24 protein-coding genes and 1 pseudogene are annotated in these 25,303 nt (G+C 62.2%); 16 read left to right on the forward strand and 9 right to left on the reverse strand.

Annotation, left to right across the window (positions count from 1 at the left end):
• Nucleotides 1-175 precede the first annotated feature (175 nt).
• On the reverse strand, nt 176-1,252 hold the full coding sequence (locus I554_RS0109590) for an ROK family protein (protein WP_024576655.1): 1,077 nt from the start codon (nt 1,250-1,252) through the stop codon (nt 176-178).
• A gap of 334 nt (nt 1,253-1,586) precedes the next feature.
• On the opposite strand from I554_RS0109590, the gene rplU reads away from it, so the two are divergent.
• The 3 genes from rplU to I554_RS0109605 all read left to right on the forward strand — a co-directional run bounded on the left by rplU (nt 1,587) and on the right by I554_RS0109605 (nt 3,126).
• Complete coding sequence (gene rplU, locus I554_RS0109595; protein WP_024576656.1) at nt 1,587-2,078, forward strand: 50S ribosomal protein L21; 492 nt, start codon at nt 1,587-1,589, stop codon at nt 2,076-2,078.
• Between the two features lie 56 nt (nt 2,079-2,134).
• Complete coding sequence (gene rpmA / locus I554_RS0109600) at nt 2,135-2,404, forward strand: 50S ribosomal protein L27 (RefSeq protein WP_006023191.1); 270 nt, start codon at nt 2,135-2,137, stop codon at nt 2,402-2,404.
• 134 nt (nt 2,405-2,538) lie between these two features.
• Complete coding sequence (locus tag I554_RS0109605; RefSeq protein ID WP_024576657.1) at nt 2,539-3,126, forward strand: GNAT family N-acetyltransferase; 588 nt, start codon at nt 2,539-2,541, stop codon at nt 3,124-3,126.
• 45 nt (nt 3,127-3,171) lie between these two features.
• On the opposite strand, the pseudogene I554_RS25515 reads toward I554_RS0109605, so the two are convergent.
• A pseudogene (locus I554_RS25515) lies at nt 3,172-4,099 on the reverse strand (DMT family transporter).
• The gene (locus I554_RS0109615) at nt 4,096-5,010 is read right to left on the reverse strand and encodes a DMT family transporter (RefSeq protein WP_024576658.1); all 915 of its coding nucleotides are present in this window, start codon (nt 5,008-5,010) and stop codon (nt 4,096-4,098) included. The pseudogene I554_RS25515 and the gene I554_RS0109615 overlap by 4 nt, the downstream one beginning before the upstream one ends.
• A 224-nt stretch (nt 5,011-5,234) precedes the next feature.
• On the opposite strand from I554_RS0109615, the gene obgE reads away from it, so the two are divergent.
• From obgE to I554_RS0109665, 10 genes are all read left to right on the forward strand, one after another.
• Nucleotides 5,235-6,311: a GTPase ObgE gene (gene obgE, locus I554_RS0109620; RefSeq protein WP_024576659.1), complete on the forward strand. Its 1,077-nt coding sequence runs from the start codon at nt 5,235-5,237 to the stop codon at nt 6,309-6,311.
• A gap of 48 nt (nt 6,312-6,359) precedes the next feature.
• Complete coding sequence (gene proB, locus I554_RS0109625) at nt 6,360-7,505, forward strand: glutamate 5-kinase (RefSeq protein ID WP_024576660.1); 1,146 nt, start codon at nt 6,360-6,362, stop codon at nt 7,503-7,505.
• 159 nt (nt 7,506-7,664) lie between these two features.
• The gene (locus I554_RS0109630; protein ID WP_024576661.1) at nt 7,665-8,957 is read left to right on the forward strand and encodes a glutamate-5-semialdehyde dehydrogenase; all 1,293 of its coding nucleotides are present in this window, start codon (nt 7,665-7,667) and stop codon (nt 8,955-8,957) included.
• A 44-nt stretch (nt 8,958-9,001) separates the two neighbouring features.
• A complete protein-coding gene (locus I554_RS0109635) occupies nt 9,002-9,622 on the forward strand; it encodes a nicotinate-nucleotide adenylyltransferase (RefSeq protein WP_034461818.1) in 621 nt (206 codons plus the stop codon).
• A gap of 161 nt (nt 9,623-9,783) precedes the next feature.
• The gene (rsfS, locus tag I554_RS0109640) at nt 9,784-10,179 is read left to right on the forward strand and encodes a ribosome silencing factor (RefSeq protein WP_024576663.1); all 396 of its coding nucleotides are present in this window, start codon (nt 9,784-9,786) and stop codon (nt 10,177-10,179) included.
• Nucleotides 10,180-10,234: 55 nt separating this feature from the next.
• Nucleotides 10,235-10,717, forward strand: coding sequence for a 23S rRNA (pseudouridine(1915)-N(3))-methyltransferase RlmH (rlmH, locus tag I554_RS0109645; protein WP_024576664.1), 483 nt, complete (start codon nt 10,235-10,237; stop codon nt 10,715-10,717).
• Nucleotides 10,718-10,850: 133 nt separating this feature from the next.
• Nucleotides 10,851-12,149 (forward strand): peptidoglycan DD-metalloendopeptidase family protein, encoded by a 1,299-nt coding sequence (locus I554_RS0109650; protein WP_051358590.1) that lies wholly within the window; start codon nt 10,851-10,853, stop codon nt 12,147-12,149.
• Complete coding sequence (locus I554_RS0109655; RefSeq protein WP_024576665.1) at nt 12,146-13,489, forward strand: S41 family peptidase; 1,344 nt, start codon at nt 12,146-12,148, stop codon at nt 13,487-13,489. Before I554_RS0109650 ends, I554_RS0109655 begins: the two co-directional genes overlap by 4 nt.
• 144 nt (nt 13,490-13,633) lie before the next feature.
• Nucleotides 13,634-14,827 carry a divergent polysaccharide deacetylase family protein gene (locus I554_RS0109660; protein ID WP_024576666.1) on the forward strand — a complete coding sequence of 398 codons (1,194 nt, stop codon included), beginning with the start codon at nt 13,634-13,636 and terminating at the stop codon, nt 14,825-14,827.
• Between the two features lie 99 nt (nt 14,828-14,926).
• Nucleotides 14,927-15,427 carry an RNA pyrophosphohydrolase gene (locus I554_RS0109665; protein ID WP_024576667.1) on the forward strand — a complete coding sequence of 167 codons (501 nt, stop codon included), beginning with the start codon at nt 14,927-14,929 and terminating at the stop codon, nt 15,425-15,427.
• 65 nt (nt 15,428-15,492) lie between these two features.
• Here the strand turns inward: I554_RS0109665 and I554_RS0109670 are convergent, their stop codons facing one another.
• The 5 genes from I554_RS0109670 to I554_RS0109690 all read right to left on the reverse strand — a co-directional run bounded on the left by I554_RS0109670 (nt 15,493) and on the right by I554_RS0109690 (nt 20,437).
• On the reverse strand, nt 15,493-15,903 hold the full coding sequence (locus tag I554_RS0109670) for a F0F1 ATP synthase subunit epsilon (RefSeq protein WP_024576668.1): 411 nt from the start codon (nt 15,901-15,903) through the stop codon (nt 15,493-15,495).
• Between the two features lie 5 nt (nt 15,904-15,908).
• Nucleotides 15,909-17,339 carry a F0F1 ATP synthase subunit beta gene (atpD, locus tag I554_RS0109675; protein WP_024576669.1) on the reverse strand — a complete coding sequence of 477 codons (1,431 nt, stop codon included), beginning with the start codon at nt 17,337-17,339 and terminating at the stop codon, nt 15,909-15,911.
• Between the two features lie 40 nt (nt 17,340-17,379).
• Entirely contained in the window at nt 17,380-18,255 is an 876-nt protein-coding gene (locus I554_RS0109680) for a F0F1 ATP synthase subunit gamma (protein WP_024576670.1), read from the reverse strand.
• Between the two features lie 89 nt (nt 18,256-18,344).
• Nucleotides 18,345-19,877 carry a F0F1 ATP synthase subunit alpha gene (gene atpA / locus I554_RS0109685; RefSeq protein WP_024576671.1) on the reverse strand — a complete coding sequence of 511 codons (1,533 nt, stop codon included), beginning with the start codon at nt 19,875-19,877 and terminating at the stop codon, nt 18,345-18,347.
• On the reverse strand, nt 19,877-20,437 hold the full coding sequence (locus I554_RS0109690) for a F0F1 ATP synthase subunit delta (RefSeq protein ID WP_024576672.1): 561 nt from the start codon (nt 20,435-20,437) through the stop codon (nt 19,877-19,879). The genes atpA and I554_RS0109690 overlap by 1 nt, the downstream gene beginning before the upstream one ends.
• A 182-nt stretch (nt 20,438-20,619) precedes the next feature.
• Here I554_RS0109690 and I554_RS26855 point away from each other — a divergent pair, with 182 nt between their 5' ends.
• From I554_RS26855 to I554_RS0109705, 3 genes are all read left to right on the forward strand, one after another.
• Nucleotides 20,620-21,003 (forward strand): hypothetical protein, encoded by a 384-nt coding sequence (locus I554_RS26855; RefSeq protein WP_152527624.1) that lies wholly within the window; start codon nt 20,620-20,622, stop codon nt 21,001-21,003.
• An 18-nt stretch (nt 21,004-21,021) separates the two neighbouring features.
• Entirely contained in the window at nt 21,022-22,089 is a 1,068-nt protein-coding gene (locus I554_RS0109700) for a methyl-accepting chemotaxis protein (protein WP_024576673.1), read from the forward strand.
• Nucleotides 22,090-22,461: 372 nt separating this feature from the next.
• Nucleotides 22,462-22,902, forward strand: coding sequence for a septal ring lytic transglycosylase RlpA family protein (locus I554_RS0109705; protein ID WP_024576674.1), 441 nt, complete (start codon nt 22,462-22,464; stop codon nt 22,900-22,902).
• Between the two features lie 78 nt (nt 22,903-22,980).
• Here the strand turns inward: I554_RS0109705 and I554_RS0109710 are convergent, their stop codons facing one another.
• Nucleotides 22,981-25,155, reverse strand: coding sequence for a primosomal protein N' (locus I554_RS0109710; protein WP_024576675.1), 2,175 nt, complete (start codon nt 25,153-25,155; stop codon nt 22,981-22,983).
• Nucleotides 25,156-25,303 lie beyond the last annotated feature (148 nt).

Here is a 25,303-nt window from a genome sequence, read left to right on the forward strand (position 1 = left end):
CGAGTTCTATGCGAGGATGCCCGTCCAGACAAGGCGCTGTCGGTCTTTTCAGGCCTGAGAATGACGGGCAGTCATGCCCGCAGGGCGGATCTTCGGTCTTGCCCGATTAACGCCACCGGCCGCGAGGGCAATCTTGCCGCCTCAGCCCTCTTTTCTAAACAACGCCGTCCCCATCTCAGCCTTTCTTCTTCTCTCTCGGGTTGCGCATGGTGAAGCGGGCATTGCCGAGACCGGTGCCGATGGTGAGGATTCCCCAGCGCATATAATCCTGCATAAAGGGAATTTCGCTCAAGCCCTGCACCACGCCGTCGTTGTGCATCAGGACAGCGGTGTCGTGATCGCCGATGCTGGGGATCAGGTCGATCAGGCTAGCGGGCAGATTGAACTTGCTGCTTTCCCAGTTCCCCGGCAGATTCTGCGCGCCCTTTTCGATCGACCCGTCGGCATCGATCGCACCGGGACACGAGACGCCGATAAAAGGCGCCAGTTTCAGGCCCTCATTCTCTGCCTGTTTCAGCAGCCCTTTCAGCATTCCGGCCAGCTTTTTCACCGCTCCCTCTCGGGTCGGCTCATCATCGGCATGACGCCAGAGTTCGGATTTCCAGACCGAGGCTTTCGACAGATCCGGTGCCTTCTTCTGGCGGGTTTCAACCACGCCGCAACGGATGTTGGTGCCGCCAATATCGACCGCGAGAAGGCTGTCGTGACCCTCGAAAATCCATGACGGTGCCAGATGCGCACAACCGATCAGCGCCGCTTCATCGGGATGGAAGCGAATCGGAATCAGGCTGACCTTCGCACCTTCCGCCTTGAGAATGATGTCCGCCCGCGCGATCGCCAATTCGCCGATCCGGCTCTGCCGGAAGCCGCCACCGACAATGATCGCTTCCGTCTTGCCCCATGCCTTGGTTTTGAGGAAGCGCCCCGTGACATAGGCCAGTTCCTGGGCAAACTCCTCAATGGCGCTGTGGATCAGCGCCGAGGCTTCGACATCCTCGCCGAACAGAATGTCGTCGAGCTTTTTCTTGCTAATGTCTTCGGTGGATTTGGCGCCCAGCGGGTCGTCACCGTTTTTCTTCAGGGGCTTGCGCCATTTGTCGAGAATATCCTGAAAAGCGCCCTTGCTGGCGCGGTCGCCCAGAAATCCGTCCTCATCCTTGAGCTCAATGTTGTAGCTGTCGATGTCCACGGACGGCAGGCGCGCCGCCCCATGTTTACCAATGCCGGCGATCGTCAGCGTGTCTTCAGCCATATCCGGAAGCCCCTTAACTGTTGCGAGGTATAACGACCGGGGAACCGGATTGTTTCGGGGGCGGGTTGCCGCAGCGCTCGCGGAGGCCCAAAACGCCGGAAAATCGAGCCAAATGGCTCAGAAAAGGCCCTTTTTCGGGCTGCTTTTTCTTGACTCGTGGTCTTCTGCGGCTATAACACCCGCAACCCGGCGCGGGATTTCTCGCGCCGTTTGTTTTTGCGCGGCCGCAGCCTCGACGTTGTAGCGACGCAGACAATTGAACCCATAGCGACTGAACAAGAAGCCGGGCCGGATTTCATCCGAGCATCGGAATCGAACACGAAGGAAAAAAACGATGTTCGCAGTCATCAAAACCGGCGGCCGGCAGTTCCGTGTCGTTCCTGATGATGTGCTCGAGATTGGCAAGATCGCCGGCGATGTCGGAACGATCGTGCAACTTGGCGAAGTAATGGTGGTGGGCGGCGACACGCCGGTCCTCGGCGCGCCGTTCGTGAGTGGCGCATCCGTGGCGGCCGAAGTGCTGGACCACAAGCGCGGCCCGAAGGTGATTTCCTTCAAGAAGCGCCGCCGCAAGAATTCGAAGCGCAAGCGCGGCTATCGCGACGAAATCACGGTGATCCGCGTCACCGAGATTCTGACCGACGGCAAGGCTCCGAGCGTGGGTCCGCGCCCGAAGAAGGAAAAGAAGGTCGAAGCACCATCCGCCGAGGGTGATGCTCCCGCCAAGGCTGCGAAGAAGGCTCCGGCCAAAAAGGCAGCTCCGAAAGCTGCCGCAAAGGCCCCCGCCAAAAAGGCAGCACCGAAGGCAAAGAGCGACAAAAAGTGAAATGATTCCGTCAAGGAATCGGTCTATACACTAGACGCAAGTTTGGAGACGGAGCGATGGCTCACAAAAAAGCAGGCGGTTCTTCGCGCAACGGACGCGACTCAGCTGGCAAGCGCCTTGGCGTCAAGGCGTTCGGCGGCGAACACGTGATTCCGGGCAATATCATTGCCCGTCAGCGCGGCACGACCTGGCATCCCGGCCTTAACGTCGGCATGGGCACGGACCATACCCTTTTCGCCAAGATCGAAGGCAAGGTCGAATTCCGCGCCAAAGCCAACGGCCGCACCTTCGTCTCGGTTATTCCGATGGCGGAAGCGGCTGAATAAACGGTAGACACATCGCGTCTGCCGGGTCTCGTTGAACCGGCAGAGCGCCAGAAGGCTCGAAAGGGGAGACGGGTAAACCGGCCTCCCCTTTTCGTTTGCGCCCGTTGGGGACGGGCACATGAAGGAGCCTTGTCATGTTGCTGGAAAAGCCAACGCCCATCTTGCTGGAATCAAGAGCCGTCGTCCTCGAGACCGATCGGCTGGTGTTGCGTCAGCCGACGCTCGCGGACGTAAAAGCCATTGCGCATGTCGTGGGTGACAAGCGTGTGGCCGTTAATCTGCGCCGCGTGCCGCATCCCTATTCGCTGGACGATGCCATCAGCTTCGTGAACACCGTCGCAGGCACTGTCGATACCGTTTTCCTTGTCGAGCGCGAGCGTACCGCGGTCGGGCTTGTCGGCCTGAGTTGGGAAGACGAGAACGCGCCGGAACTGGGTTACTGTTTTGGCGTCGATCACTGGGGCAAGGGCTTTGCCACGGAAGCCGCGCGCGCCGTGATCGATTACGCCTTCGAGGAATTTGCCATCGACGAACTGCTGGCTGGCGCGCGCGTGCTGAACCCGGCCTCGCGTCACGTGCTGGAGAAGTGCGGCTTCCAGTGGACCGGCGTCGAACTGCACCGCTTCCTCGCGCTCGGATCGTCGACACCGGTCGATCGCTTCAAGCTCGAGCGCGGCGTGTGGTCGTCGATCAAGAGCTGGCGCAACTCGACGCGGCGGTGAGCCGACAAGGCATGATCCTCTCCGGAGCGCCGGGAGGATCATGCACTAAACCACCGTGGGCGGATTGGGCTCAGGCTCGCGATGCATGACCGCGCGCTCGCGCAGGAAGATATAGATTCCCGCACAGGCGACGATGGTCGCCCCTATTATCGTGTTCGGTGACGGCACATCGCCGAACACCAGAAATCCCAGCACAACCGCCCACACGATCATCGTGTACTGAAACGGCGCCACCACACTGGCAGGCGCCAGAATCAGCGACCGGTTGAGGCACAGCACGGCAACCACATTTGACCGTGCCGCTGATCAGCAACAGAACAACGATCAGCCATGTCGGCGGAAGGAAGATGAACGCGGACATGACTCCGCCGAAGACAAACGAGCCCACCACCTGGGTCATGGCCAGAAGAAAGTTGGACGTGCCGCGCACATAACGCGTCACGATCATGAACACCGACTGGCACAGACAACCCGCCAGCGCGATCAAGGCCGGCCAGGAAATGGCTGCGCCAGTGGGGCGCAGCGCGATGATGACCCCCACGAACCCCACGACAACGGCCGTCCAGCGCCGCCAGCCGACCTGCTCACGCAGAAAAATCGCGGAGAAGGCTGTAACGAAAATCGGCGCGGCCAGATAGCAGGTGGTGGCGTCCGCCAGCGGGATGTACTTGATGGCCGTGAAGAACAGCATACCGTCGGCAACGGACATCGCCATGCGCAGCACCTGCAAACCGGGCCGCGGCACATGGCGCATCGCCGCGAAATTGTCGCGGGCAAGAAACGGCATCAGCGTTGCGATGGCAGCAAACCCGCGGATGAAGAACAGCTGCGCCGGCGGATAGGTCGCAACCATCACCTTGCTGAAGACATTCACCAGCGAGAAAATCGTGATGGCCGCGAGCATGAATAGAATGCCCGCCAGCCTGGATGATCGCGGCGCGGCCCTTCGCAGGCTTTGCAATGAAAGGCTCATCCGGGCGGAGGCACCACGACCGGCTCCTCACGAACCAGGTCGCGTTCGCGCAGGAAGATGTAGAGGCCGGCCAGGATGATGACCGCAGCACCCACCAGCATCGCCACCGAGGGCACATCACCGAACACGACATAGCCGAAGATCACCGCCCAGATGATCATCGTGTACTGATAGGGTACGACGACGCTGGCCGGAGCGAGCTTGAGCGAACGGTTGACCCCGAGCGCAGCCACGATGGAAATGCAGCCTGCCAATGCGAAAAGGCCAAGATCCGGCAGGGTCGGCGTGATCCAGCCGAACGGCGCCACGATCACGCCGAACAGAAGCGTTCCGCAGAACTGCGCCGTTGTCAGCACGACATCGGGCGTGCCGCGCAGCGAGCGCGTAATAATCATGAGCGCTGCGAACGACGAACTGCCCGCCAGCGCGATCATCGCCGGCCAGCTGAAGGCTTGCGTGGACGGACGCAGCGCGATGATGACGCCGATGAAGCCGACGACGATGGCGCTCCAGCGCCGCCAGCCGACCTTTTCGCCGAGGAAGATCGCCGAGGCGGCAGTCACAAAAATAGGCGCTGCGAGATAGTAGGTGATGACATCCGCAAGCGGCAGATAGACCGACGCCGCGAAGAATGCCGCAACTTCCAGAGTCGAAAGCACCACTCGGATGACTTGCAGTCCGGGCCTCTGAATGGTCCGGAAGGCGTTGCGGTGACGCCAGATCACCGGCGACAGCAGGATGAGACTCGCCACCGCGCGCAGCAGCAGCAGTTGGCCGACCGTGTAGGTCGCAACAATGAACTTGCCGATGGCGTCGCCGAACGAAAACATCCAGACGGCCAGCAGCATCAGCGCGATGCCTGCAAGCGCGGCCGAGCGGTTGCCGGCCTCTGCCGAGAGTTTTGCGAACATGGCTGCGTCGCCGAGCGTGAATGGGACCAAAATGCGGCTGGACGGGTTGTTTAGGAGGCCAGGACGTTTACCGCAACCGCCGCAAATGCAGCCTTTGGTGCGATATTACGCATGAATCGGTTGCCGCTCGCGCACCCATGGCGCATACATTGGCGCACACGCCCGGAACGCGATTGAACGCGGCAAACCGGGCCTTTTGCCGATCAAGGCGCAATGGAAAACCAATGAAGTTTCTCGACGAAGCCAAGGTCTATATCCGCTCCGGTGACGGCGGAAACGGCTGCGTGGCATTTCGTCGCGAGAAGTTCATCGAGTTTGGCGGCCCGTCGGGCGGCAATGGCGGACGCGGCGGCGATGTCATTGTCGAAGTCGCGGACGGCCTCAACACGCTGATCGATTATCGCTACCAGCAGCACTTCAAGGCGCCGAAGGGCGGCCACGGCATGGGCTCAGACCGTCACGGCGCGGGCGGCAAGGACATCGTGCTCAAGGTGCCGCTCGGCACGCAAATCTTCGACGAGGACCGCGAGACGCTGATCCACGACTTCACCGAGGTCGGCGAAAAATTCGTCCTGGCGAAGGGCGGCAATGGCGGCTTCGGCAACGCGCACTTCAAGACTTCGACCAATCGCGCACCGCGCAACGCCAACCCCGGCCAGCCCGGCGAAGAGCGCTGGATCTGGCTGCGGCTGAAACTGATTGCGGACGCCGGTCTGGTCGGATTGCCCAACGCCGGAAAGTCCACCTTCCTCTCGGTGGTCAGCGCGGCAAAGCCGAAGATCGCCGACTATCCGTTCACGACCCTGCATCCGCAGCTTGGCGTCGTCGGCATCGACGGACGAGAATTCGTGCTGGCTGACATTCCGGGACTGATCGAGGGCGCGCATGAAGGCGCAGGCCTCGGCGACAGGTTCCTCGGTCACGTCGAGCGCTGCCGCGTGTTGCTCCATCTGGTCGATGCGACATCCGAACATGCCGGCAAGGAGTACAAGACCGTTCGCACCGAACTGGAGGCGTATGACGAGAATCTCGCCGACAAGATCGAGATCGTCGCGCTGAGCAAAATTGACGCCGTCACGCCGGAACATCTCAAGGATCAGAAGGCGCGGCTGAAGCGGGCGGCGAAGAAGACGCCGCTGCTGCTCTCGAGCGTGTCGCGCGAAGGCGTGCCGGAAGCATTGCGCGCACTGTTGTCCGTGATCGGCGAAGCGCCGGTATCGGCGAAAGCGAAGAAGGCGACTGAGAGCCCGGCGGACCCGGAGCCGGAGCAGCCGTCAGGCTGGACACCGCTCGGCCGCTGACGCTCTCATTCGCAATTCAACTTAAGCCCATTACACGCTGATTTTCCGATGTCGAATCCCGAACTGAATAATTTCCGCCGCATCGTCGTCAAGGTCGGATCGTCGCTGCTGATCGATTCCAGCGCCGGCGAAGTCCGCGCATCATGGCTGGCCGCACTCGCAGCCGATCTCGCCAAGCTGCATCACGCAGGCAAGGATGTGCTCGTTGTTTCATCGGGCTCGATCGCACTCGGCCGCAGCCGCCTGAAATTGCCGAGCGGCCTGCTCAAGCTCGAGGAAAGCCAGGCCGCCGCCGCCGTCGGCCAGATCGAACTCGCGCGCATCTGGTCCGGTGTGCTCGGCCATTACGGCATCGGCGCCGGACAGATCTTGGTCACGTTGCAGGACACCGAAGAGCGGAGGCGCTATCTCAATGCGCGCTCCACCATCTCGAAACTTCTCGAGTGGCGCGCCGTGCCGGTGATCAACGAGAACGACACCGTCGCCACCAACGAAATCCGTTATGGCGACAACGACCGTCTCGCCGCGCGCGTCGCCACCATGACCAGCGCGGATCTGCTCATCCTCCTTTCAGACATTGACGGTCTCTACACCGCGCCGCCGTCGGCGAATCCGAACGCCAAGCTCATTCCTGTCGTCGAATCCGTCACCGCGGATATCGAGGCGATGGCAGGCGCGGCCGAATCCGAACTGTCGCGCGGCGGCATGCGCACCAAGATCGAGGCCGCGAAGATCGCAACCTCCGCCGGCACGCACATGCTGATCGCATCGGGCAAGATCGAACATCCGCTGCAGGCCATTGCCGATGGCGGGCCCTGCACATGGTTTCTCACCCCGGCCAATCCCGTCACTGCGCGCAAGCGCTGGATCGCAGGTTCGCTCGAGCCGAAGGGTACGCTCACCATCGACGCAGGTGCGGTCGCGGCATTGCGAGCAGGCAAGAGCCTCCTGCCGGCCGGCGTGATCCGGGTCGACGGGCAGTTCGCCCGCGGGGACGCCGTGGTGGTGCGCGGCCCGGACACCCATGAGATCGGCCGCGGTCTTGTCGCCTATGACGCGGACCATGCCGACCAGATCAAGGGACGCTCGTCCTCGGACGCAGCGCAAATCCTCGGCATCAGTGGCCGCGCGGAAATGATCCATCGCGACGACCTGGTGGTCGGCGGCCCGCGCGGCACCGACAGCGCGAAATAGCGCTCCCGGGCAAACCCGAGCACGGCCAATGGCCTAGCGGGGCGCCCCCTCGGCCACTGACCCATCCCGCCGGGCAGCCATGTTCCCGGCGGCTCGCCGGGTCCGAATTTCTGTGCTAGAGCATGGCCTTACAGGCATTCCAACCCCACATAGACCGACATGTCCGCTCCGCTCAAAGCTCTTGATGGCGCTCCCGACCTGACCGCGCTGATGGCCAATCTCGGCGTTGGTGCATGCCGCGCCGCGCGGACGCTGGCGCTTGCCCCGAGCGAGCAGAAGGATGCCGCACTGGCTGCCATGGCGGCAGCCATTCGCGCCAATGCCAAAAAGATTCTGGCCGCCAACGCTGAAGACGTCGCCGAGGCGAAAGCCGGTGGAATGAGCAGCGCGTTCGTCGATCGTCTCGCGCTCAATGAGGCGCGCATCAAGGCGATGGCCGACGGCATCGATGTGGTGCGGGCGATTCCCGATCCCGTCGGCATCGTCACCGAAAGCTGGGCACGGCCCAACGGGATGACCATTGAGCGCGTGCGCGTGCCGCTCGGCGTCGTCGGCGTGATCTTCGAGAGCCGCCCCAATGTGGCGGCCGACGCCGGCGCGTTGTGCCTCAAGTCCGGCAACGCCGTGATCCTGCGTGGCGGCTCGGACAGTTTCCGGTCGTGCCGCGCGATTCATCAATGCCTGGTCGAAGGCTTGCGCAAGGCAGGACTTCCCGAAGAATCCATTTCGCTGGTGCCGACCCGCGACCGTGCGGCAGTTGGCCTGATGCTCGGCGGCCTTAATGGTGCGATCGATGTCATCGTGCCCCGCGGCGGCAAGAATCTCGTCGCCCGCGTGCAGGACGAAGCACGCGTGCCGGTGTTCGCCCATCTCGAAGGCGTCAATCATGTCTATGTCGACAAGGCGGCAGCACCAGACATGGCCAAGAGCGTTGTGCTCAATGCCAAGATGCGCCGTCCCGGCGTCTGCGGCGCAGCGGAAACGCTGCTGATCGACAAGGCGGCCGCCGACAAGCAGCTCAAGCCGCTGGTGACAATGCTGCTCGACGCCGGTTGCGAAGTGCGCGGCGACGCGGACATTCAGCGCGCCGACGCGCGCGTGAAGCCTGTGTCCGACGAAGACTGGGCCACCGAATACGAAGACGCCATCATTTCCGCGAAGCTCGTGAACGGCCTCGACGAGGCCATCGCGCATATCGAGCGCTATGGCTCGCATCACACCGACGCCATCGTCACCGAAGACGCGAAGGCCGCCGAAAGATTTCTCAACGAGGTGGATTCAGCCATCGTGCTGCATAATGCCTCGACGCAGTTCGCCGACGGCGGCGAATTCGGCTTCGGTGCGGAAATCGGTATCGCCACTGGCAAGTTCCATGCGCGCGGCCCCGTCGGGGCCGAGCAACTCACCAGTTTCAAGTATCGCGTCCACGGCACAGGACAGACACGCCCGTGAATTGCGCGCCCGTGAGCGACGCGCCAGAGACCGCGGCAGTTCACTTGCCCCGCGCCCTTCCGCTTCATGCCGACGGAATGCGCATCGGCCTGCTCGGCGGATCATTCAACCCGCCGCACGACGCGCATCGCGCCATCAGCCTGTTCGCGATGAAACGGCTACAGCTCGACCGCATCTGGTGGCTGGTGTCCCCCGGCAATCCGCTCAAGAACAACGGCTCGCTGCACGCACTGCGCGAGCGCATGATCGCCGCACAGAGAGTTGCGAACCATCCGCGCATCGATGTCAGTTGTCTCGAAACCGTCATCGGCACCCGCTACACTGCCGACACGATTTCGTATCTGCGCCGCCGCTGCTCCGGTGTTCGCTTTGTATGGATCATGGGCGCTGACAATCTCGCGCAATTCAGCCGCTGGGAAAACTGGCAGCACATCGCCAGCATGGTCCCGATCGCCGTGGTCGACCGCCCGCCTGACAGCTTCCGTGCCCTTTCCTCCATCGCTGCACAAACGCTGATGCCCTACCGCATCGACGAGCGGAGTGCGGGAACACTGGCGCGCCGGCGGGCCCCAGCCTGGACCTTCCTCACCGGGCTGAAATCCAGCCTGTCCTCGACGCGGCTGCGGAACCCGGACGGAAGCTGGAAGGATGCCGGTTCGCGATGACGTTTTCCGGCAACAGCAAAGCGCAAATTATCGCTTCGATATCTGGAAGATTGAAACCATTAACCCCACATGCGTATGATGAAGGTGGGCGCCAGGATTCGGCGCTCGCGATACAGTGAAAGGAATGGTCCCTGACCACATCTGTATTGTCCAAGGCAGCCTTGTCGAAGCCTCGTGCTGAAGCGACGCCTGCTCCCGTCTTGAAGGCGCGACCTGACGCCGACGAGACGCTGAACCTGATCCTCTCCCGCCTTGACGACATGAAGGCGGAAGAAACGATCACCATCGACCTCCGCGGCAAATCCTCCATCACTGACTACATGATCGTGACCTCCGGGCGGGCCAACCGTCACGTCGGCGCGATTGCGGAAAACGTGGCGAAGGGCCTCAAAGAAAGCGGAATCGCAGCCCCTCATATTGAGGGATTGCCCAACTGCGACTGGGTGCTGATCGATTCCGGCGACGTGATCGTGCATGTGTTCAGGCCGGAAGTCCGCGAGTTCTACAATCTCGAGAAGATGTGGACCTCGGACAAGCCGGCGGCAAAGGCCCGCTGAGAAGCGGTGAGCCTGCACGTGTTCATGTGCTTGCGCGCATGTTAGTTTGCGCGCCATGCGCATCGTTGTCATCGCCATTGGCCGCCTGAAACAAGGCCCGGAGCGGGAGCTTGCTGATCGTTATCGCGACCGGTTCGATGATATCGGCCGCAAGCTCGGATTTCGCGGCCTTGAGATTCATGAAATTCCGGAAAGCCGCGCGCGCGACACTGCGGCCCGCATGGCGGATGAAGCCGCCGCGATCTCAGCACTGATTCCTGACAAATCGTCCATCATCGCGCTCGACGAACGCGGCGAAACCATCGACAGCGCAACGTTCGCGCGGCATCTTGGCCGCTGGCGGGACGAATCGGTTCCAACCGCTGTTTTTTTAATCGGCGGAGCGGACGGACTTTCGCCTGAATTGCGGCGCAATGTGAACCTCAGCGTTGCGTTTGGCAAGGCGACATGGCCGCATCAGATGGTGCGCGTCATGCTGCTGGAACAGATTTACCGGGCCGCGACGATTTTATCCGGCCACCCGTACCACCGCGCATAGTATAATCTGGCGTGTATTCTGTTCGCAAAAACCAGTGCCAACTGAAATACGCGCATGAAAGATCCAACCGCACGTGACTGACGCGACAGGCTATGCACGCTCGCTAACACCGCGCCGGCTTTCGCGCGGGGCAATGTTGTCGCTGGTGGTTTCAGCCTTGCATCTTGCAGGCATCGCTCCGGCTGTCGCACAAAGCGCAGCCAAACAGATTACCGCTCCCGATCCCGAAGCAATCAAGCAGCGCACCCAGGAGCTGGAGGCCGCGCGCGAACAACAGAAAAAGGCCGCCGAGCTGGAGAAGAAGCTCAAGGCCGATATCGCTGCTATCGGTCAGGATCGTTCCAAGCTGAACCAGCAACTGATCGGCATCGCCTCGCAGGTGCGCGATGTCGAAGGCAAGATGGCGGATACGGAAGGCCGGCTGCGTCCGCTGGATGCACGCGAGCTTCAGATTCGCGCCTCGCTCGAATCGCGCCGCGATGAAATTTCCGAGGTGCTCGCGGCCCTCCAGCGTGCCGGACGCCGCGCACCGCCGGCGCTGTTTGTAAGACCTGAAGACGCGCTGCAGTCGCTACGCACCGCAATGCTGCTGGGCGCAGTGGTGCCGGACATGCGCGCGCGGGCCGCCAAGCTTGCCAGCGATCTTGGCGAACTGGTTAGCCTGCGCAAAAATATTTCGGAAGAACGCGACCGGCTCGCGCGCGACCGCGACAAACTGAACGACGATCGTGCACGGCTCGCGGCGCTGGTGCAGGAACGGCAGAAAACGCAGACGGAGGCGGAAAAGGACATGGAGGCGGAGCGGCAACGCGCCATCGCGCTGTCCAGACAAACTGAAAGCCTCCAGGATCTCATCGCCAAGATGGAGCAGGACGTGAAAGCGGCGGCAAAGGCCGCAGCGGCGGCCGAGCTGAAGGGCACCCCGGCGTCCCTCAATGGCAAGCCCGATCTGGGCGCTTTGAAGGATTCGGCGCGGCTGAGCCCGGCGATCGCCTTTGGTTCCGCGAAAGGACTATTGCGAATTCCGGTTAACGGCACCCGGATCCGCAATTTTGGCGGTTCCGACGGCACGGGAGGCCAAGAAAAAGGCATTTCCATCGCCACCCGGCCGGGCGCGCAGGTCACAACACCTTGTGATGGCTGGGTTGTTTACTCCGGCCCCTTCCGGAGCTACGGACAACTCTTGATCCTCAATGCGGGCGGCGGGTATCATGTGCTTATCGCCGGTATGGAACGTATTTCGGTCACGATCGGACAGTTTGTTCTAACAGGAGAACCGGTCGCGACGATGGGGACCACGTCTCAGGTCGCGTCAATTCTGGCGGCAGCGTCTAGCCAGCCTGTGCTCTACATCGAGTTCCGTAAGGACGGCGCTCCAATCGATTCTGGTCCATGGTGGGCCGCAAGTGAAGGCCAAAAGGTTCGCGGATGATGCGCAAGACTTCCCTGGTTCTCCTCAGCGTCGCAGCAGGCGCAGCGGCAACACTCCTTCTCACCCAGCCGCGCTCGGCCCTGGTGGGATCGACCGCACGCGCGGCGTCCTCCGACACGTACCGTCAACTCAATCTGTTCGGTGATGTGTTCGAGCGTGTGCGCAGCGACTATGTCGAGAAGCCGGATGACAGCAAGCTCGTCGAGACCGCGATCAGCGGCATGCTTACCGGCCTCGATCCGCACTCCAGCTACATGGATGCGAAGAGCTTCCGCGACATGCAGGTGCAGACACGCGGCGAGTTCGGCGGCCTCGGCATCGAAGTCACGATGGAAGAGGGCCTGATCAAGGTCGTGTCGCCGATCGACGAGACACCGGCTTCAAAGGCCGGCATCATGGCCAACGACATCATCACGCAGCTCGACGATGAGGCCGTTCAGGGTCTGACCCTGAACCAGGCCGTCGAGAAGATGCGCGGCCCGGTCAACACCAAGATCAAGCTCAAGATCATCCGCAAGGGCCAGGACAAGCCGCTCGAGATCACGCTGACGCGCGACAACATCCGGGTGCGTTCGGTGCGCGCGCGCGTCGAGAGCGATGACATCGCCTATATCCGAGTCACCACCTTCAACGAGCAGACCACCGAAGGCCTGAAGCGCGAGATGGCGAACCTGACCAACCAGATCGGTTCGGACAAGCTCAAGGGCTACATCCTCGACCTGCGCAACAATCCGGGCGGCCTGCTTGAGGAAGCTGTGTCGGTGTCCGACGCGTTCCTCGACCGGGGCGAAATCGTTTCGACCCGTGGCCGCAACGCCGAGGAAACCCAGCGCCGCACCGCCAAGCCCGGCGATCTCGCCAAGGGCAAGCCGGTGATCGTGCTGATCAACGGCGGCTCGGCATCTGCGTCGGAAATCGTCGCTGGCGCATTGCAGGACCACAAGCGCGCCACGCTGCTCGGCACCCGCTCGTTCGGCAAGGGCTCTGTGCAGACCATCATTCCGCTTGGCTCCGGCAACGGTGCGCTGCGGCTGACCACTGCGCGTTACTTCACGCCATCGGGCAAGTCGATTCAGGCCAAGGGCATCATCCCGGATATCGAAGTTCTGCAGGATGTGCCGGACGATCTGAAGTCGAAGACCGACACCAAGGGCGAAGCTTCGCTGCGCGGCCATCTCAAGGCTGAAGGCCAGGAAGAGACCGGGTCGCAATCCTACGTGCCGCCGGATGCGAAGGACGACAAGGCGCTGAAGATGGCTGCGGACCTCCTGCACGGCATCAAGCAGACCACGTCGGCTCCCGCTCCGACCGACAAGGCTTCGAACAAGGCCGCGAACTAAGCGCGCCAGTATCTCCCATCCGATCAGGGCGGCCCTCGGGCCGCCCTTTTTGCTGACCCGATCCCAGCGGAACCAAGCCTTTGCGGGCCGCCCTATCGGGGGCCGTGGTAGGATTCGGCGATTGATTCGCGAGGGTTGAGGGCAGTGACCACCGACGATCTGAGCGCCCCGCTCGGACAGGATCGACCGCGCAAGCGGCGATACCGGCTTCCGTTCACGGCACCGCAGGCGATTGCGGGGCTGCTCGGGCTGTTTCTGGTGGTCTTTCTCGGCTTCGCGATTTTCAACCAGAATCCGATGGGCGGCGAGCCGCTGGCGAAGGTGGCCTACGATCCCGCCAAACTGCCCGCAGAGACCGCTCCAAAGCCGGCCAGCACCACACCCGCGGCGCCGAAAGAAGCCACGGCACCGCCGGCCAGCGGCCAGCAGACGGTGACCATCATCGACGGTTCCAGCGGGGCACGGCAAAGCGTGGTCGTGGGCGCAGGTACGGACGCTCCGGCCAATGCGGATGCACCGCCAGCCGTGATCGCAGGCGTCAATCCAAAGCTGCTGGAAACGTCGCGCTATGGCATGATCCCTGTGGCTGCGGACGGGCTGAAGCCTTTCCGGGCCTATGCGGCTGGCAGCGACGCCGAGCGCGCCATGGCCGCGAAGAAGCCCGTCATCGCGATCGTCATCTCCGGACTTGGCGTCGGTGCGGCGAAAACCGCTGATGCTATCACCAAGCTTCCGGGGTCCGTGACGCTTGCTTTCACGCCCTACGGATCAGACCCCGGCAAGCTGGTCGAGCGCGCCCGCGCGCAGAAGCACGAAGTTCTGTTGCAGGTTCCGATGGAGCCGTTCGACTATCCGGACAACGATCCCGGCCCGCAGACGCTGCTGACGACACTGTCCGCCGAGCAGAACGCCGATCGCCTCGCATGGCACATGAGCCGCTTTCAGGGCTACGTCGGCATCGCCAATTTCATGGGATCGCGCTTTGTCGCAACCGACACAGCGATGCAACCGATCGTCAAGGAAGCTGCAAGGCGCGGCCTCGCCTGGCTTGACGACGGCAGCGCGCCGCGCAGCGTCGCCAGCGTAATCGCGGAAGGCCAGTCAATGCCGTTCGCAAGGGCCGATGTCAGCATCGACACCGTGCCGACACCCGCGGAGATTGACCGCGCGCTGGCGCGGCTGGAGACGCTTGCGAAGGAACGCGGAACGGCCGTGGGGGTCGCATCGGCGCTGCCGATCTCGATCGACCGTATCGGAACCTGGGCCCGGCAACTGGACGGCCGCGGCATCGCGCTGGTGCCGTTGACAACAACCATGCTGAAACCAAAATCAAGCTGATGGCCGACCGGAACCCATCACCGGGCAGATGGTCACGCGAACGAGAGAACAAGACGCGATTGGTGCTGATACCGGTCGGGGATCAAAGGCTTTAGCAGTATGGCGCGTTACGACGATCTGCCCTACCGGACCTGCGTCGGGATTACCCTGATCAACCCGGAGGGGCTTGTATTCATCGGCCGCCGCATCGGCGGCCCGGAACATGTCGACCAGACTCATGTCTGGCAGATGCCGCAAGGCGGCGTCGACAGTGGCGAAGATACCTGGGCCGCCGCCAAGCGCGAGCTCTATGAAGAGACCAACGCCCAATCGGTCGAAAAGCTTGGCGAAGTTTCCGAATGGCTCACCTACGACATCCCGCGCACGGTGGCCGGACGGGCCTGGAAGGGCCGCTTCCGCGGTCAGAAGCAGAAGTGGTACGCGATGCGTTTCACCGGCAAGGACAGCGAGATCAATGTCGCATCACCCGCCGGTCACAAGGCGGAGTTCATCGACTGGCGCTGGGAGCCGATGAAGAATCTTCCCGAGCTGATCGTGCCGTTCAAGCGCCCGGTTTATGAGCGCGTGGTTCAGGAATTCACGAAATTTGCGGGAAAATAACCTGTCGCACGAATCAAAAAAGCCCTGCGTTGCAGGGCTTTTTACGTTTCCGATCAACCTGATGTTCAATGCATCGCGGTTGCACTGACGACCTGACGCTGAATGGTCTTGAAGTGATCGAGCCGCTCGATCGCCTGATCGAGGACCGTGCCTTCCTTCTCCTTCAGATCCTCTTCCATCTGAGCGATGCTGTCGGCGAAAGCCGCCAGGTCCAGCTCCGCCACCGCCGTCGCGGTGTCCGCAAGAACCGTGAGGCCCTTGTCGGAGATTTCCGCAAGGCCGCCGAGCACGATGACCTTCTCGTGCTTGCCGCCAGCGGTAATCGTCATGACGCCAGGACGGATGGTCGTGACCAGCGGCGAATGCCCGGCCATCACGCCGAGATCGCCCTCGACGCCGGGAAGATCGACCTGCTCGACTTCGCCCGAGAAGGCGATTCGTTCAGGCGATACGAGATTGAAGTGGAAGGTCGCCATCGTGATTACGCCGCTTCCGCTGCGAGCTTCTTGCCCTTCTCAACGGCTTCTTCGATGGTGCCGACCATGTAGAACGCGGCTTCCGGCAGGTGATCGTACTTGCCGTTGCAGAGATCCTTGAAGCCCTTGATGGTATCGGCGAGGTCGACGAACTTGCCCGGCGAGCCGGTGAAGATTTCAGCGACGTGGAACGGCTGCGACAGGAAGCGCTCGACCTTGCGGGCGCGAGCCACGGTCAGCTTGTCCTCTTCGGACAGTTCGTCCATGCCCAGAATGGCGATGATGTCCTGCAGCGACTTGTAGCGCTGCAGCACCTGCTGGACGAGGCGCGCGGTCTGGTAGTGCTCTTCGCCGACGATCAGCGGCGAGAGCATGCGCGAGGTCGAGTCGAGCGGGTCCACCGCCGGATAAATACCCTTTTCAGAGATCGCACGGTTGAGCACGGTCGTTGCGTCCAGATGGGCGAACGAGGTTGCCGGCGCCGGGTCGGTCAAGTCGTCGGCCGGAACGTAAATGGCCTGCACCGAGGTGATCGAACCCTTGTTGGTGGTGGTGATGCGCTCCTGCAGCGCGCCCATGTCGGTGGCGAGCGTCGGCTGATAACCCACCGCTGAAGGAATACGGCCGAGCAGAGCGGACACTTCCGAACCTGCCTGGGTAAAGCGGAAGATGTTGTCGACGAAGAACAGCACGTCCTGGCCCTGATCGCGGAAGTGCTCGGCGACGGTCAGGCCGGTGAGGCCGACGCGGGCGCGGGCGCCCGGAGGCTCGTTCATCTGGCCGTAGACGAGGGCGCACTTCGAACCCTGGCCGCCGCCCTTCTTGTTGACGCCCGATTCGATGAACTCGTGATAGAGGTCGTTGCCTTCGCGGGTACGCTCGCCGACGCCTGCGAACACGGAGTAACCGCCGTGCGCCTTCGCGACGTTGTTGATCAGTTCCTGAATCAGCACGGTCTTGCCGACGCCGGCGCCGCCGAACAGGCCGATCTTGCCGCCCTTGGCGTAAGGCGCCAGCAGGTCGACGACCTTGATGCCGGTGACGAGAATTTCAGCTTCAGTCGACTGGTCGGTGTAGAGCGGCGCTTCCTGATGGATGGCGCGGTCGCCTTCGGCCTTGATCGGGCCCTGCTCGTCGACCGGCTCGCCGACGACGTTCATGATGCGGCCCAGGGTGCCGTCACCCACCGGCACCTTGATCGGCGCGCCGGTGTCTTTCACTTCCTGGCCGCGGACCAGACCTTCGGTGGTGTCCATCGCGATCGCGCGCACGGTGGATTCACCGAGATGCTGTGCGACCTCGAGCACCAGACGGTTTCCCTGGTTGGTGGTTTCGATGGCGTTGAGAATGGCCGGCAGATAGCCGTCGAACTTCACGTCGACGACGGCGCCGATAACCTGCGAAATGCGTCCGGTCTGATTGGCGGGTGATGCCATGGGATAGTCTCCTTAAAACTCGGTCTGTGCGGCGGTCGGCTCAGATGGCTTCGGCGCCGGAGATGATTTCGATCAGTTCCTTGGTAATCATCGCCTGGCGGGTGCGGTTATAGATCAGCGTCTGCTTGCGGATCATGTCGCCGGCGTTGCGGGTCGCGTTGTCCATCGCGCTCATCTGCGCGCCGTAGAACGACGCGTTGTTTTCGAGCAGCGCGCGGAAAATCTGCACCGCGAGATTGCGCGGCAGCAGGCTCGAAAGAATTTCGTCTTCGGCAGGCTCGTAGTCGTAGATCGCGGCCGCGCCGGAGGTTTCCTTTTCCTCGAGCAGCAGCGGAATGATCTGCTGCGCGGTCGGGACCTGAGCGATCACCGACTTGAAGCGCGAATAGAACAGCGTGCAGACATCGAAGTCGCCCGCCTCGAACATCGCGATCACCTGCTTGGCGATGTCCTCGGCATTCTTGAAGCCGAGCACCTTCACCGAGCGCAGCTCGACATGCTCGACGATCTGCTTGTCGAACTGACGGCGGAGCTGCTCATAGCCCTTGCGGCCGACGCAGAAGAACTTGACGTCCTTACCCTGGTTCATCAGCGACAGCGCCCGCTCGCGCGCCAGGCGCACGATGGACGAGTTGAACGCGCCCGAAAGGCCGCGCTCGCCGGTGCAGACCAGCAGTAGGTGAACCTTGTCGTTGCCGGTGCCCTTCAGAAGCGCCGGTGCGGAGTCCGAGCCGGAGGCCGCGCCCGCGATATTGCTGATCACGGCGTCCATGCGCTCGGCATAGGGACGCGCCGCTTCAGCCGCGGTCTGGGCACGGCGCAATTTCGACGCCGCAACCATCTGCATGGCCTTGGTGATCTTCTGCGTCGCCTTGGTGGAGGCGATGCGGACACGCATGTCCTTGAGAGACGCCATTCTTTATCTCACCCTGACGATCCAGCCGGACAGCGGATCGCAACCCCGATTTCGCCGCGCGCGATATTGATCGGCGCGGCGATGATTTCTTAAGCGAACGTCTTGGCGAAGCCTTCGACGGCAGCCTTCAGCTTCGCGGCGTTGTCGTCGGACAGGTCCTTCGAGTCGCGAATCGCGTTGAGAAGATCGACGTGCTTGCCGCGCAGCAGCGACAGCAGGCCTTCTTCGAACTCACGCACCTTGGCGACTGGAATAGCGTCGAGGTAACCGTTGACGCCGGCGTAGATCACCACGACCTGCTCTTCCATCTTCAGCGGCGAGAACTGCGGCTGCTTCAGGAGTTCGGTCAGGCGCGAACCGCGCGCCAGCAGGCGCTGGGTCGAAGCGTCGAGGTCGGAGCCGAACTGCGCGAACGCCGCCATTTCGCGATACTGCGCGAGCTCGCCCTTGATCTTGCCGGCGACCTTCTTCATCGCCTTGGTCTGGGCCGACGATCCGACGCGCGACACCGACAGACCGACGTTCACCGCGGGACGGATGCCCTGGAAGAACAGATCGGTTTCAAGGAAGATCTGGCCATCGGTGATCGAAATCACGTTGGTCGGAATGTAGGCCGACACGTCGTTGGCCTGGGTCTCGATGACCGGCAGCGCGGTCAGCGAGCCGTTGCCGTGGTCGTCGTTGAGCTTCGCAGCACGCTCGAGCAGGCGGGAGTGCAGGTAGAACACGTCGCCCGGATAAGCTTCGCGGCCCGGCGGACGGCGCAGCAGCAGCGACATCTGGCGATAAGCGACGGCCTGCTTGGACAAGTCGTCATAGATGATAACTGCGTGCATGCCGTTGTCGCGGAAGTACTCGCCCATGGTGCAGCCGGTGAACGGCGCGAGGTACTGCATCGGAGCCGGGTCCGAGGCGGTCGCCGCGACGACGATGGAATATTCCAGCGCGCCCTGCTCTTCGAGCACCTTCACGAACTGCGCGACGGTGGAGCGCTTCTGGCCGATCGCGACATAGACGCAATACAGCTTCTGGCCTTCCGGAGCGCCCGCCACGTTGAGCGGCTTCTGGTTGAGGATGGTGTCGAGCGCGATCGCGGTCTTGCCGGTCTGACGGTCGCCGATGATCAGCTCGCGTTGGCCGCGGCCGACGGGGATCAGGGCGTCGATCGCCTTGAGGCCGGTCGCCATCGGCTCATGTACCGACTTGCGTGGAATGATGCCGGGTGCCTTGACGTCGACGCGCTTGCGCTCAGTCGCCTGGATCGGGCCCTTGCCGTCGATCGGATTGCCGAGCGCGTCGACGACGCGGCCCAGAAGTCCCTTGCCGACCGGCGCGTCCACGATGGCGCGGGTGCGCTTGACGGTCTGGCCTTCCTTGATCTCGCGGTCGGCGCCGAAAATAACGATACCGACGTTGTCGCTTTCAAGGTTCAGCGCCATGCCGCGCGTGCCGTTCTCGAACTCGACCATTTCGCCGGCCTGGACGTTGTCCAGACCATAGACGCGGGCGATGCCGTCGCCGACCGAGAGAACCTGACCGACCTCAGAGACTTCGGCTTCCTGGCCGAAATTCTTGATCTGGTCCTTGAGGATTGCGGAAATTTCCGCGGCGCGGATGTCCATCAGCCTGCCTCTTTCATCGCGTGCTTGATCGAATTGAGTTTGGTGCGAAGCGAGCTGTCGACCATGCGGCTGCCGAGCTTGACGACAAGCCCGCCGATGATCGACGGATCGATCTTCACGTTGAGATCGACGTCCTTGCCCGACACTGATTTCAGTGCGGCCTTGAGAGCGTCGAGATTGGTATCGCTGAGCGGCTCGGCGACGGTGACTTCCGCGGTGGCCTCGCCCTTGAACTTGGCGACCAGCGCGCGGAACGCCCTAATGACATCGGCGACTGCGAACAGCCGGCGATTGGCGGTCAGGACCTTCAGGAAATTCGCGGCGATGCCGCTGATGCCGGCCTTGGCCAGCACGGCGCCAAGCGCCTTGACCTGTGCGTCGGCGGTAAACACCGGGCTGCGCACCAGCCGCAGGAGGTCAGGGCTGTCGGCCAGCATGGCAGAAAACTTGTCGAGGTCGGCCTTCACGGCATCGACCGACTTCTGATCGCGCGCCAGTTCGAACAAAGCCGTCGCATAACGGCCGGACACGCCAGATACGGAGGGATCTTCAGCTGCCACAAAAATCTCTTCTAGCTGTCGAATGACCAAGGAAACGACCGTCGCTGGAGAACGGCGTCGGTCACGACACCAAGCGATCCAAGTCCTTGGAATTCAAGCGGGACTTCGATTTCTGGCCGGAGCGATCTACCCAGCAGCCCAAAATCGCGGTTTTGCTAACATAGGGCGCGCGCAGGTGCAACATGACGGCGATTGCGAACGCATTTTTGCTGGCGCCGCTTTGTCGCACGCTTCACGTCACACTTGCTGCTGCGCGGAAAGAATTCCTCGGCGCGGGAGCGGCCTGCTGTTCGCGATCCATCGCCGCCATGCCAGCTTCTATTCCGGGCACCCTGATGAATGCAGTCGCATCCAGCGCGTCCGCATCGAACTCCCCATTGCATGATGCTCAATTTCGAGTCCGAAAGCGCAGAAAAGCAGCACATGCAGAGGCTAACTATTTGAAACTAAGGATTAATTTCTACAATACGCGATTGTTCTTAGACTGGGATCAGTCATCATTGCGCATCGCACAAAAGCGATTCGGACCGGCAATGGCGCCGGCCCGTCACGGCTTCGGCTCGTGAAGCAATACGTGGTGAGCAATGCCGCTTCCAAAATCAGCCGGTCCGCGCGCCGGCGAAAACACCGTTTCCATTTCCGAACTCATTGAACTGACCAACGACCTGCGAACCAGCGCAGCCGACAAGATCAGCGGCATCCAGCGCGTCACCGGTTCGCTCCGGATGCTCGCATTGAACGCGATGATCGAAAGCGCGCGCGCCGGCACCCATGGCCGCGGATTCTCCGTGGTCGCCGCCGAGGTGCGCGAAATCGCCGCCAATGTCGGGCTGATTTCCGAGCAACTACAAAGAGAGCTGACGGCGCAGATCGATTCATTGAGTGCTCACACCCAGTCCATGGCCAATGCGGCGATGGGCACGCGCATGGTTGATCTTGCGCTGAATGCCATCGAGATCATCGATCGCAATCTCTATGAGCGAACCTGCGATGTGCGCTGGTGGGCCACCGACAGCGCCGTCGTTGACTGCGCGGCAAACGTCACGCCGCAGTCGGTCGCTTACGCTTCAAAGCGGCTGGGCGTGATCCTGAACGCCTACACAGTCTATCTGGATCTCTGGCTCTGCAGTTTGCACGGCAAGGTGCTGGCGAACGGACGGCCCGATCGCTATTCGGTCGCGGGTCTCGATGTGTCGCAGGAGCCGTGGTTCGTGCAGGCGTCTCGCCTCGCGTCCGGCGACGATTATGCGGTCGGCGACATCAGCGTGGCTCCGGGACTGAAAGGCGCGCAGGTCGCAACCTATGCGGCGTCGGTGCGGGCCGGCGGCGAGAGCCATGGCGCCCCTCTTGGCGTTCTGGCGATCCATTTCGACTGGGCGCCTCAGGCCGAGACCATTGTCCGCGGCGTCCGTATCGAACCGGAGGAAAAAGCCAGAACCGCCGTGCTGCTGGTGGACGCGCATCACAGGGTCATCGCCTCATCCGAAGGGACAAACACCCTCGACCAGCATTTTCAGATCGAGACCGGGAACCAGTCCCATGGATTTTACACCCGTCCCGACGGCACCAGCGTCGCGTTCCATGCCACCCCCGGCTACGAGACCTATCGCGGACTCGGCTGGCACGGCGTGATTGTGCGCCGACCTGACTGATTCGCCTGAAACCACTCCTCCCGACGAACCAAGCAGCGGCAAGTATCCTTGGGCTGCCCGTTTTACGCATGGAGCATTGCACACTGCGCATGCAGGAAACCATTTGGGCGATTTTGCGTTTACTTCCAGCTGCCAACAATTTTGTGAACTCTTCAGTATAGAAAAGTATAGTTTCCTTACGTCCTTCTAAAAACCAAGTAATCCAGTAGCTGGTAAGGCTATTCTCATTTTTCAGCCAAATACGTGATGATTTAAGGAACGAAATCCATCGCCGTGCTTATGCCTCATTATGGAATGATCCATCCAACCACGTAAGCGCTGGCTCGATTTAGCCAGACGTTGGATGAATATACCAGAACGAGGGACAACTATATGATCGCCGCTATCAAGCGCGTGCCGGGGCAACCCGTGAAAAATCGGAATGCCTCCATCGCTTTGATCGCCGTCGGCATGCTGGCGCTGGGCGCCACCGCAAGCGAAGCCGGCCACCGCAAATCATCCTGGCGCGATGCCAACGCCTCCATCGGCTCCGGCCGCACATTTTCGGGCAAGGCATCTTTTTACGGCAACGAGTCAGGCAGCAAGACTGCGTCCGGCCAGCGCTTTAATCAGGAAGCCATGACCGCTGCCCACCGGACCCTGCCGTTCGGTACCCGCCTCAAGGTCACCCATGGCAGCCGCAGCGTTGTCGTGACCGTCAATGACCGCGGCCCGTTCATCAAGGGCCGCGTGCTGGATCTGTCGAAAGGCGCCGCCCGCGCCGTCGGCCTCACCGGCCGTGGCGTCGGCCACGTGGTCGCAGAAGTTCAGTAAGCGTTGAGTAACAGTGAGTCGCGTAAAGTTGCGTTGAAAAGGCCGGTGCCGGTTGCACCGGCCTTTTTCATACGCTGATTAGAGAAAACTCTGCGGATCGATATCGATCTCAAGCTTGAGATTACCCTTGGTCTTCGGCCCAACTGCGAGCCAGTCCCGCATATAGGCGGACAGGTCCATGCTGCGCACCGACTTCACCAGGATGCGAAACCGGTAGCGGCCCTTGATGACCGCGAGCGGCGCTTCCGCAGGGCCAAGCACCTGGACGCGCTCGTCGAGGGGCGCCGCGGATGCAAGCTTGCGCGCAAAACCTTCGGCGGCCGGACGATCGCCTGCCGAAATGATCAGCGACGCCAGCCGCCCGAACGGCGGATACAGCGCGCGTTCGCGCGCCTCGATTTCGCTGGCATAAAACGCCTCGCGATCCGATGCGACCAATGCCTTCATTACCGGGTGTTCGGGCTGATGGGTCTGGAGATAGCCGACGCCGCGTCCCTGTTCGCGCCCGGCGCGGCCGATCACCTGATTGAGCAGCTGAAACGTGCGCTCAGCGGCGCGCGGATCGCCGTTGCCCAAACCAAGATCAGCGTCCACGACACCGACCAGATTGAGCCGCGGAAAGTTATGTCCCTTCGCCACCAGCTGCGTGCCGATGATGATATCGACGCGGCCCTCGGCGATTTCATTCAGTTCCGAACGCATGGTCTCGATGTCGGTGATAAGATCGCTCGACAGCACCATGGTGCGCGCGTCCGGAAAAAGATTCGCAGCTTCTTCCTGCAGACGCTCCACGCCGGGACCGATGGCGGCGAGGGATTCCTCAGCGCCGCAGTGCGGGCACTGATGCGGGCGCGGCATCGAGAATCCGCAGTGATGGCAGACCAGCCGCTGGCGAAAACGGTGATCCACCAGCCACGCATCGCAAATGGTGCAGGCGAAGCGATGTCCGCAGGCGCGGCACAGGGTCAGCGGCGCGTAGCCGCGCCGGTTCAGGAACAGCAGCGCCTGTTCCCTGCGTTCAATCGCGATCTTGATTTCTTCAGCCAGGCGCGGCGAGATGAACCGCCCACGCGCAGGGCCCTCGCGCTTGAGATCGATCGCCTCGATCTGCGGCATGTGCTGGCCGCCGAATCTCGACGGCAACGCGACGCGGCGATAGCGGCCCTTGCGTGCGTTGACTTCGGACTCAACCGAGGGCGTCGCCGAACACAGCACGACCGGAATTTTCGCGATGGAGCCGCGCACCACCGCCATATCGCGCGCGTGATAGTGCGCGCCTTCGTCCTGTTTGTAGGCCTGGTCATGCTCCTCATCGACAATGATAAGTCCGAGATCGGCGTAAGGCAGGAATAGCGCAGAGCGCGCACCCGCCACCACCGGTGCATCGCCCGCCGCGACCGCAGCCCAGTTGCGCGCGCGGGTGCGCGGCGTCAGTTCCGAATGCCATTCGATCGGCCGCACCCCGAAGCGCGCGCTGAACCGATCGAGGAATTGCCCGGTCAGCGCAATCTCCGGCATCAGGATCATGGTCTGCCGGCCGCACTTGATGTTTTCCGCCACCGCCTCGAAATAAACTTCGGTTTTTCCGGAGCCGGTTACACCATCGAGCAAGGCGACCTGAAACTCGCTCTTCGATACGAGTTCTTTCATCGCATCCGCCGCAATGCGCTGCTCTGGCGAAAAGTCGGGCTCTGCGAACGATGGGTCCGGCGATGGCGGCGCCATGTCGCGCGGCATCGGCTCGATGACCAGCGTGCCTTCATCGACGAGACCGTCGATCACACCGGCGCTGACGCCGGCTTCTCTCAACGCATCGGATTTCGAATGAAGCAATCCGTCTGACAGCACATCGATCAGGCGGCGGCGCGCCACCGTCATGCGCTGCGGCGGCGCGCCAACCAGCCGCACACCCGGACGCACGCGCTCAGGCCCCAGATGCTCGCCCATGCGCAATGTCATCCGCAGCACCATGCCGCGTGCCGACAGCGTGTAGTTGGAAACCCAGTCGACGAAGCTGCGCAACTCGGATTTGAGCGGCGGCACGTCCAGCTTGGCGCCGGTATCTTTCAGACGATTGTGCAGCCGGGGATCGGGGTTCGGATTGTCTGCCCAGACCACCGCCGTGACATCGCGCGGTCCCAGCGGAACGCTGACCACATCCCCCGGATTCAGCTCGACGCCCTCGGGAACGCGATAGGAATAGGTCTGGTTCAGGGCCACCGGCACAAGGACGTCGACAACTCGTCTTGCCATGGCCAAGGGGGTCCAGATTAAGGGGTGAATAAGGAAAAGGGTGCGATAAACCGATTCCTGTCAAGCGCAGGTATCTCAGACATGGGTATCGCGAGACATATGATGGTCAAAGCCGTCCCTGCAACCGAAGCCAGCCCGGAAGGCGCAC

Source organism: Afipia sp. OHSU_II-C1, from assembly GCF_000497575.1.
In the GTDB taxonomy this organism is placed as follows: Bacteria; Pseudomonadota; Alphaproteobacteria; order Rhizobiales; family Xanthobacteraceae; genus Afipia.

Excerpts from the sequence above, each read along its gene's own strand:
- I554_RS0109590 (WP_024576655.1), bottom strand. The coding sequence starts at position 1,252 with ATGGCTGAAGACACGCTGACGATCGCCGGCATTGGTAAACATGGGGCG.
- rplU (WP_024576656.1), top strand. The coding sequence starts at position 1,587 with ATGTTCGCAGTCATCAAAACCGGCGGCCGGCAGTTCCGTGTCGTTCCT.
- rpmA (WP_006023191.1), top strand. The coding sequence starts at position 2,135 with ATGGCTCACAAAAAAGCAGGCGGTTCTTCGCGCAACGGACGCGACTCA.
- I554_RS0109605 (WP_024576657.1), top strand. The coding sequence starts at position 2,539 with ATGTTGCTGGAAAAGCCAACGCCCATCTTGCTGGAATCAAGAGCCGTC.
- I554_RS0109615 (WP_024576658.1), bottom strand. The coding sequence starts at position 5,010 with ATGTTCGCAAAACTCTCGGCAGAGGCCGGCAACCGCTCGGCCGCGCTT.
- obgE (WP_024576659.1), top strand. The coding sequence starts at position 5,235 with ATGAAGTTTCTCGACGAAGCCAAGGTCTATATCCGCTCCGGTGACGGC.
- proB (WP_024576660.1), top strand. The coding sequence starts at position 6,360 with ATGTCGAATCCCGAACTGAATAATTTCCGCCGCATCGTCGTCAAGGTC.
- I554_RS0109630 (WP_024576661.1), top strand. The coding sequence starts at position 7,665 with ATGTCCGCTCCGCTCAAAGCTCTTGATGGCGCTCCCGACCTGACCGCG.
- rlmH (WP_024576664.1), top strand. The coding sequence starts at position 10,235 with ATGCGCATCGTTGTCATCGCCATTGGCCGCCTGAAACAAGGCCCGGAG.
- I554_RS0109650 (WP_051358590.1), top strand. The coding sequence starts at position 10,851 with ATGTTGTCGCTGGTGGTTTCAGCCTTGCATCTTGCAGGCATCGCTCCG.
- I554_RS0109655 (WP_024576665.1), top strand. The coding sequence starts at position 12,146 with ATGATGCGCAAGACTTCCCTGGTTCTCCTCAGCGTCGCAGCAGGCGCA.
- I554_RS0109665 (WP_024576667.1), top strand. The coding sequence starts at position 14,927 with ATGGCGCGTTACGACGATCTGCCCTACCGGACCTGCGTCGGGATTACC.
- I554_RS0109670 (WP_024576668.1), bottom strand. The coding sequence starts at position 15,903 with ATGGCGACCTTCCACTTCAATCTCGTATCGCCTGAACGAATCGCCTTC.
- atpD (WP_024576669.1), bottom strand. The coding sequence starts at position 17,339 with ATGGCATCACCCGCCAATCAGACCGGACGCATTTCGCAGGTTATCGGC.
- I554_RS0109680 (WP_024576670.1), bottom strand. The coding sequence starts at position 18,255 with ATGGCGTCTCTCAAGGACATGCGTGTCCGCATCGCCTCCACCAAGGCG.
- atpA (WP_024576671.1), bottom strand. The coding sequence starts at position 19,877 with ATGGACATCCGCGCCGCGGAAATTTCCGCAATCCTCAAGGACCAGATC.
- I554_RS26855 (WP_152527624.1), top strand. The coding sequence starts at position 20,620 with ATGACGGCGATTGCGAACGCATTTTTGCTGGCGCCGCTTTGTCGCACG.
- I554_RS0109700 (WP_024576673.1), top strand. The coding sequence starts at position 21,022 with ATGCCGCTTCCAAAATCAGCCGGTCCGCGCGCCGGCGAAAACACCGTT.
- I554_RS0109705 (WP_024576674.1), top strand. The coding sequence starts at position 22,462 with ATGATCGCCGCTATCAAGCGCGTGCCGGGGCAACCCGTGAAAAATCGG.
- I554_RS0109710 (WP_024576675.1), bottom strand. The coding sequence starts at position 25,155 with ATGGCAAGACGAGTTGTCGACGTCCTTGTGCCGGTGGCCCTGAACCAG.